Annotated in this window: 7 protein-coding genes; 1 reads left to right on the forward strand and 6 read right to left on the reverse strand. The window is 76.4% G+C overall.

What is annotated here, in order from left to right; genetic code table 11:
- The first annotated feature begins 253 nt into the window (after positions 1–253).
- Entirely contained in the window at positions 254–661 is a 408-nt protein-coding gene (locus FS882_RS19825; protein WP_158375818.1) for a PPOX class F420-dependent oxidoreductase, read from the forward strand.
- Positions 662–751: 90 nt separating this feature from the next.
- Here FS882_RS19825 and FS882_RS19830 read toward each other — a convergent pair whose 3' ends face one another.
- The 6 genes from FS882_RS19830 to FS882_RS19855 all read right to left on the reverse strand — a co-directional run.
- Positions 752–1,375 (reverse strand): GNAT family N-acetyltransferase, encoded by a 624-nt coding sequence (locus FS882_RS19830; RefSeq protein WP_158375820.1) that lies wholly within the window; start codon positions 1,373–1,375, stop codon positions 752–754.
- Between the two features lie 59 nt (positions 1,376–1,434).
- Positions 1,435–2,577: a GNAT family N-acetyltransferase gene (locus tag FS882_RS19835; protein WP_187365398.1), complete on the reverse strand. Its 1,143-nt coding sequence runs from the start codon at positions 2,575–2,577 to the stop codon at positions 1,435–1,437.
- A 159-nt stretch (positions 2,578–2,736) separates the two neighbouring features.
- A complete protein-coding gene (locus FS882_RS19840; RefSeq protein ID WP_158375824.1) occupies positions 2,737–3,948 on the reverse strand; it encodes an alpha-hydroxy acid oxidase in 1,212 nt (403 codons plus the stop codon).
- A 26-nt stretch (positions 3,949–3,974) separates the two neighbouring features.
- Positions 3,975–6,026: a bifunctional aldolase/short-chain dehydrogenase gene (locus FS882_RS19845; protein WP_158375838.1), complete on the reverse strand. Its 2,052-nt coding sequence runs from the start codon at positions 6,024–6,026 to the stop codon at positions 3,975–3,977.
- A 199-nt stretch (positions 6,027–6,225) separates the two neighbouring features.
- A complete protein-coding gene (locus FS882_RS19850) occupies positions 6,226–6,426 on the reverse strand; it encodes a hypothetical protein (RefSeq protein WP_158375826.1) in 201 nt (66 codons plus the stop codon).
- 59 nt (positions 6,427–6,485) lie between these two features.
- A partial coding sequence (locus tag FS882_RS19855; protein WP_158375828.1) for an HNH endonuclease signature motif containing protein occupies positions 6,486–7,733 on the reverse strand: 1,248 nt, incomplete at its 5' end.

The following is a 7,733-nucleotide window of genomic DNA, read 5'->3' on the forward strand; positions in this document are numbered from 1 at the left end:
TCGGTCGCGGCCTCGATCGTCGCAGATGCCCGCCTCCGGGGTCGCCACCCGCGCCGGATGGTGCGCCCCTCGGCCGGGCGACTCCGCCCCGCGCCGTCGAGGTCCGCACCTGCGCCGGCCGGCCCCGGGCCCGGGCGGGGTCCGCCGGCGGCTCGCGGCCGCCTGCGCGTGCGCAGCGCGGTCCGCGGGCGCCGGCCGCACCGAGTGGGCGACACTGGGTCGGAACGCACCGTCCCGACCTGGAGGTCCACCCGTGGCCACGCCCCCGCTGCCGTCCGACGCCGTCGCGATGCTCCGCCGCCCGAACCCCGCCGTGATGGCGACGCTGCGCTCCGACGGCACGCCCGTCTCCGCCGCGACCTGGTACCTGTGGCGCGAGGACGGCCGGGTGCTGCTCAACCTCGACGGCTCGCGGGTCCGGCTGCGGCACCTGCGCCGGGACCCCCGCGTGACGCTGACCGTGCTGGACGCCGACGACTGGTACACCCACGTGACGCTGGTCGGCCGGGTCGTCGAGATCACCGAGGACACGGACCGCTCGGGCATCGACAGCCTGTCGGAGCACTACACCGGCCACGCGTACCCCGACCGGGAGAGCCCGCGGTTCTCGGCGGTCGTCGAGGTCGACCGCTGGCACGGCTGGGGCGCGCACCAGAGCTGAGCGGGGCCCCGCGCCCGCGCCCGTGCCCGCGCCGAGGGGGTACGCGACGCGTCGGGCGAGCAGTCGCCGGCTACTCGCTCGACGCGCCGGCTACCCGCTCGCCGACGGGGGCGTCGGCTCGCGCAGCATCGCCCACGGTCGGGGACCGGCGACGGGGACCTCGCCGGTCGCCACGAAGCCGAACCGCTCGTAGAGCCGGCGGCTCGCCTCCGTGGTCGCCTCGAGGTACGCCGGGAGGCCCGCCGCGTCCACCGCCGCCAGCCGGTGCCGGAGCAGGGCGGAGCCGACGCCGAGCCCGCGCGCCTCGGGTCCGACGGCGATCTCCTCGAGGTACCAGTGCGCGGCGCGCGGCCGGTGCCGCTCGTAGCGGGCGGTCTGCGCTGACGCGGTCGGCAGGTGCCGCAGCCCGATCGCCCGGACGACCGCCGGGAGCTGGCGCAGCCGCTGCCGCAGCGGCGCCTCCGGGCCGGGCCCGTGCCAGACGGCGACGCCCACCGGCGGGCCGTCCGGCGCGGTGCGGGCGACGTCGACGGTCCCCGCCGGGAGCGGGCCGGAGCGCAGCTGGGCGGTGTGCAGGGCGACCAGGCGGGCGGTGCGGTCGCGGTCGCCGGGGAACATCGCGCGGATCACCGGGTCGTCGCCGAGGGCGTCGGCGAGCAGCCGCGCGCAGGCGACCGCCTCGTCGGGTCGGGCGGGCTCGACGACGACCGTCACGGCGCGGTCCTTCCGGGGAGGGGGCTGCGGGCTGCCCCCAGCATGCCCCGTCGGCCCGGCTACGTCGCGACCCCCAGCCGCCGGGCGAGCGGGACCGCCCGCAGCACCGCGCGCGCCGCGGGCCCGCGCGCCCCCACCAGCAGGTCGACCTGCGGCCGCGCGGCGGGCCACAGCCGCGCCCCGACGGCGTAGTGCGAGCCGAACCCCGGGTCGACGAACGGCGCATCCGTGGTGCCGAGCAGGTACGTCATCGCCGCGAGCCGGCCGACCGAACCCGGGCTGAACCGGCGGAACCGCTCGTCGTACGCGTCCAGCAGCCCGAACCAGCCGCCGCCGGACCGGACGTGGAACCCGGCCCAGATCGTCTCGCCGCCGGCGGTGAGCCGCAGCGCGTCCAGGTCGCCGTCGCGGCGGAACGCGGACACCATGTCGCGGAACCAGCGCTCGTCCGCGGCGTCCAGCCCGAGCGCCGCGCCGCCCCGGCCCGGGTCGCCCTTCCACCCCGCGGCCTGCAGCGCGACGAACCGGTCGACCGCCGCCGGGTCGTCCGACTCGTCCCGCAGCTCCAGCGGCCCGCCGAGCTCCCGGGACAGACCCCGGGCGACGCGCCGGACGTTCCGGGCGTCCTCCGTGCGCAGGTGGGCGGTCGACAGCGGCGGGTCCACGACCACCCCGTCGACGGGCGCCGGCACCGGCACGACGTCGAACGCCGCCCGGGGCGCCCAGGCCCCGACGTCGCGGCTGCGCTCGTGCACCCGGATCCGCCGCCGGGCGGTCACCCGGTCGAGCACCTCGGCCAGCGGCCCCTCGGCGGGGAACCGGCGCAGCAGCGCGAGCCCCGGCAACCCGACGGCCGGCCCGCCGCGCAGCAGGGCGTCCAGCGCCTCGGCCGCCCGGTCCCGGTGCAGCAGCGGGTGGTGCCGGTCGCACTGCGACGTCATGAACTCGCCGCCCGTGGTCAGCGCCCGGACCGGCAGCCGCGGGGCGACCCGCTTCGTCGTGACCGCGAGCGCGCCCCGCCACGCCCCGTCCTCGACCGCGGCCAGCACCCGGACCTCGTGCGCGTCGGGCCGCGCGCGGGCGCTGAGCAGGAACCGCGGGTCGAGGCACATGTTCGGGGCGAGCGCCTCGGCGGCGAGGCGCTGCCAGGCCCGCGCGTCAGCATCGGTGACCTCCGCGAGCGGGATGAGCCGGATGTCCATGGGCCGACGGTAGGGCGGCATTTGCCCGGTTTTATCCCGATCGGGGGGTGAACTGGGACCGCCTCACCCGACCGGCCCAGCCCCGCGGCCTCCGCTGTCCGGGTCCGCCCGTGCCGATCAGCGAGGGGCAGGGCCGGACACCGGAGGCCGGGGGCGCCGCTACGGCAGCCGCACGTGCTGCGGGCCCAGCTCCGCGACGCTCCGCACGCCGAGCAGCGCCATCGTGCGCCGGACCTCGCGGGTCAGGATCTCCGCCGCCCGGTCGACACCGCGCTCGCCCCCGGCCATCAGCCCGTACAGGTACGCCCGGCCCACCATCGTCGCGTCCGCCCCGAGCGCGAGCGCGGCCACGACGTCCGCGCCGGACAGGATGCCGGTGTCCAACCACACCTCGGCGCGGTCGCCGACCGCCTCCTTCGCGTCCGGCAGCAGCCGCAGCGGCACCGGCGCCCGGTCGAGCTGCCGCCCGCCGTGGTTGGACAGCACGATCGCGTCCGCACCGGCCTCGACCACCCGGCGCGCGTCCGCGACGGTCTGGATGCCCTTGATCACCAGCGGACCGTCCCAGGACGCCCGCAGCCACTCCAGGTCGGCGATCGTCATCGTCGGGTCGAACAGCTTGTCCAGCAGGTCCGCGACGGTCCCGCCCCAGGTCGACAGGGACGCGAACTCCAGCGGCCGGGTGGTGAGGAGGTTGACCCACCACGCGGGGTGCATCCCCGCGTCCAGCACGGTCTTCACCGACAGCGCGGGCGGGATCGAGAACCCGTTGCGGGTGTCCCGCAGCCGCGCGCCGGCGACAGGCACGTCGACCGTGAGCTGCAGCGCCTCGAACCCCGACGCCTTCGCCCGGGCCATCAGGTCCTCGCCCGCGGCGCGGTCCTTCCACACGTAGAGCTGGAACCACTTGCGGGCGTCCGGGGCCGCCGCGGCGACGTCCTCGATCGACGTGGTGCCCATCGTCGACAGCGCGTACGGGATGCCGCGGCGCTCCGCGACCCGGGCGACGGCCCGCTCGCCCTCGTGGTGCATCATCCGCGTGAACCCGGTGGGGGCGAACGAGAACGGCACCGCGGCCGGCTTGCCGAGCATGTCGGTGGTCGTGTCGACCTCCGAGACGTCCTGCAGGATCGACGGGCTGAACTCGAGCTGCCGGAACAGCGACCGCGCGCGGCGCAGGCTGATCTCGGCCTCGGCGGCGCCGTCGGTGTAGTCGAACACCGACCGCGGCGTGCGGCGACGGGCGACCGTCCGCAGGTCGGCGATCGTCAGCGCGTCCGCCAGGCGGCGGCGCGTCGGGTCGAGCCGGACCGGCTTGGGCCGCAGCAGCGGCTTGAGCTCGGACCACTTCGGCAGCTGGCGCTCGGTCATGGGCTGATCCTCCCTCGGGCCGCGGCTCAGCGCAGGAACGCGGCGGCGACGCCGGAGTCGACGGGGACGTGCAGGCCGGTGGTCTGCACCAGGTCCGGCCCGGTCAGCGCGAACACCGCGGCGGCGACGTGCTCGGGCAGCACCTCGCGCTTCAGCAGGGTGCGCTGGGCGTAGTAGGCGCCCAGCTCCTCCTCGGGGACGCCGTAGGTGGCTGCCCGCTGGGCGCCCCAGCCGCCGGCGAAGATGCCCGACCCGCGCACCACGCCGTCGGGGTTCACGCCGTTGACCCGGATGCCGTGCTCCCCGAGCTCGGCGGCCAGCAGCCGCACCTGGTGCGCCTGGTCCGCCTTGGTCGCGGAGTACGCGACGTTGTTCGGGCCGGCGAACAGCGAGTTCTTCGACGCGATGTACACGATGTCGCCGCCCATGCCCTGGGCGATCATCGCCCGCGCCGCCTCCCGGGAGACCAGGAACGACCCGCGGGCCATGACGTCGTGCTGCAGGTCCCAGTCCCGGGTCGTCGTCTCGAGCAGCGGCTTGGAGATCGACAGCCCCGCGTTGTTCACGACCAGGTCCACGCCGCCGAACGCCAGCACCGACTCGCGGACGAGCCCGGCGACGGCGTCCTCGTCGGTGACGTCCGCGCGCACGGCCACGGCGACGTCGGGCCCGCCGAGGGCTGCCGCCACCTCCTGCGCGCCCTCCAGGTTCACGTCCGCGGCCACGACGCACGCGCCCTCGGCGGCCAGCCGCTCGGCGATCGCCTTGCCGATGCCGGACCCGGCGCCGGTGACCAGCGCGACGCGGGTGGCCAGCGGCTTCGGCCTCGGCATCCGCGCGAGCTTGGCCTCCTCCAGCGCCCAGTACTCGATCCGGAACTTCTCCGACTCCGGGATGGGGGCGTAGGTGCTGATCGCCTCGGCACCGCGCATCACGTTGATCGCGTTGACGTAGAACTCCCCGGCCACGCGCGCCGTCTGCTTGTCCTTGCCGTACGAGAACATCCCGACCCCCGGCACCAGCACGATCGCCGGGTCCGCCCCGCGCATCGCGGGGGAGTCCGGTCCGGCGTGCCGCTCGTAGTACGCCCGGTACTCGTCGCGGTAGGCGGCGTGGCGCTCGCGCAGGTGCACGACCACCTCGTCCAGCGGGGCGTCCGCGGGCAGGTCGACGACCAGCGGCGAGACCTTCGTGCGCAGGAAGTGGTCCGGGCACGACGTGCCGAGCGCCGCGAGCCGGCCCAGCTCCTCGCGGGCGACGAGGTCGAGCACCACGTCGGTGTCGGTGTAGTGGCCGACCTGGGGCCGGTCCGTCGACGCGAGCCCGCGGATCACCGGCGCCAGGGCCGCCGCCCGGGCGCGCCGCTCGTCGGCCGGCAGCGGCGCGTACCCGGGGCGGACCGCGCCGAACGGGTGCCGGCCCTCGGCGGCCAGCGCCTCGGTGCGCTCGGCGATGAACCGCTCGGCGGTGCGGATGATCCGCAGCGACCGCTCCTCGGCCTCCTCGGACGTGTCACCCCAGGCGGTGATCCCGTGACCGCCCAGGACGCAGCCGATCGCCTGGGGGTTCTGCTCCTTGATCGCGGCGATGTCCAGGCCCAGCTGGAACCCCGGCCGCCGCCACGGCACCCACACCACCGCGTCGCCGAACACCTCGCAGGTGAGCGCCGCGCCGTCCGCGGCGGTGGCCAGCGCGATGCCCGCGTCCGGGTGCAGGTGGTCGACGTGCGCCGCGTCGACCAGGCCGTGCATCGCCGTGTCGATCGACGGCGCGGCGCCGCCGCGGCCGTGCAGGCAGTAGTCGAACGCCGCGACCATCTCGTCCTCGCGCTCGATCCCCGGGTACACCTCGACGAGCGCACGCAGCCGGTCCAGGCGCAGCACCGCGAGGTTCTTCTCGGTCAGCGTGCCGAGGTCGCCGCCCGACCCCTTCACCCACAGCAGCTCCACCGGCCGGCCGGTCGCCGGGTCGGTGGCGGTGCCCTTGGCGGACGTGTTGCCGCCGGCGTAGTTGGTGGTGCGCGGGTCGGCGCCGAGGCGGTTCGAGCGCGCGATCAGGTCGGCGGCGGGGTTGGACATCGTCGTCTCCGGCTCGTGGGGGATGAATCGATTCACAACCTAAGTGGGTCGATGGTCCCGCGTCAACGGAGGGCGTGCGAGGGTGAGGTGCACCGCGAGCCGGCGGTGCGGGTCGTTGAGCGCGGCGCGCGGGGCGGTGTGGGTCGTGAGGTGCGGTGTGCGGAGGCCCGGGGCGAGGCTCGTGGTCCCGGGTCTCGACCTAGGGCGCTGACCAGGCGGCGATCGCCAGCGGCACGAACAGCACCGCGGCGACAGCCGCGATGCCGAGGTACACCCGGAACATCGTGCGGCCGGCACCCGACGGCGCGGCGGGGGAGCGTCGTCGCAGCCACAGGATCACCCCGAACCCGACCGCCCCGACGACGACGAACGGGACCGCGAGCACCACGATGTCGGCCATCCAGCCTCCTCTGATCGGCAACGCTGCCACGGGCGGAGGACGGCCGCGCGACGGGCGGGTCAGAACGGGGGTGGTGCGTCGTAGGGGTCGGTGGTGGCGTCGTGGTTGCGGCCGGTGCCGGGTCGGGTGAGGTAGCGGTGCCCGGTGGGGGTGATCCACTCGAACAGGCCGGGTTGGATCTGGCGCAGGCGGAAGCCGCCGTCAGTCTTGAGCCGGTGGTGCCGGTGGCACAGGGGTCCGAGGTTGTCGGCGTCGGTGCGGCCGAGGGGCGTGTCGGGTGGGTCGCCTGGCCTTCGGTGGTACTCGATGGTGTGGTCGAGGTCGGCGCTGCGGGCCGGGACGGTGCAGCCGGGTGCGGCGCAGGTGGTGTCGCGGGTGCGGACGAACTCGTCGAGCGCGGCGGGTGGTCGATAGCGCTGGCGGCCGACGTCCAGGACCTGGCCGGTGAGGGGGTCGGTGATGATGCGCCGCCAGGTGCCGCCGTCGGCCAGGGCCCGGGCGCGCACGGCGTCGATCGGGCCGTACCCGTCGAGGTCGGCGGGGTGGTCGTCCAGGCCCAGGAGGGTGGAGGCGGCGATGGTGAGGTTGACCTCGGCGCCGGGGCGCCCCGCGCAGCGGGTGCAGCTGCGACGCGCGGCGGCGGTCGCGAGGTCGGACGCGGGCGCGGCCGGGACCGGAGCGGCCGGCGCAGCACCGGGCGCGGGCTCGGTGCTGGCAGGAGGTGGGGTCGGCGCGGTCTCGCCCGGCGCCATCTCGCTCGGTGTGGGCGCGATCGGCACGGATTCGGTCGGCGCCGTGCTGGCCTCGGGGTCGCTCACCGGGGTGAGCGTGGCGGTCGGGATCGGCTCGGCCGGCCGGGTGGGTGCGCCACGGGTGGTGGTCTCCGGCCACCGGCGCGATGCCCGGCGCCGGGTGGGGACCGGTGCGGGTGGGTCGAGGTGGACCTCGAACGCCGGCCCGTCCGATTCGGGCACGTCACCCACGACCAGATCCCTGAAGCCGTCCGCACGGAGCTGGTCCAGGGTGCGGGGGTCGCCCAGGGCCTTGGCGGTGCGGGCCGCGTGGTGCAGGACCCCGTCGACCCGGGTGGCGTCCTCGGCGGCCAGCACCACCCACATCGCCGCCATCCCGTGCGGGCGGCGTCGGGGGCGGGTGACCCGGCGGGTGCACCGGGCGCGGGTGTTGCGTCCGGCCTCCCCTTGGGGGTCGGCGATCCGGACCTCGCGGGCCACCCGCTGCTCGAGCTGCCGGCGGGAGCACTGGGCGGCGTCGGGCAGGACCGCGTCCTCCACGGCGTGCGCGGCCTG

Origin of the sequence: Cellulosimicrobium cellulans (genome assembly GCF_007679345.1) — a bacterium.
In the GTDB taxonomy this organism is placed as follows: Bacteria; Actinomycetota; Actinomycetes; order Actinomycetales; family Cellulomonadaceae; genus Cellulomonas; species Cellulomonas cellulans_A.

Coding starts and splice junctions, on each gene's coding strand:
- FS882_RS19845 (WP_158375838.1), bottom strand. CDS start 6,026: ATGTCCAACCCCGCCGCCGACCTGATCGCGCGCTCGAACCGCCTCGGC.
- FS882_RS19850 (WP_158375826.1), bottom strand. CDS start 6,426: ATGGCCGACATCGTGGTGCTCGCGGTCCCGTTCGTCGTCGTCGGGGCG.
- FS882_RS19840 (WP_158375824.1), bottom strand. CDS start 3,948: ATGACCGAGCGCCAGCTGCCGAAGTGGTCCGAGCTCAAGCCGCTGCTG.
- FS882_RS19835 (WP_187365398.1), bottom strand. CDS start 2,577: ATGGACATCCGGCTCATCCCGCTCGCGGAGGTCACCGATGCTGACGCG.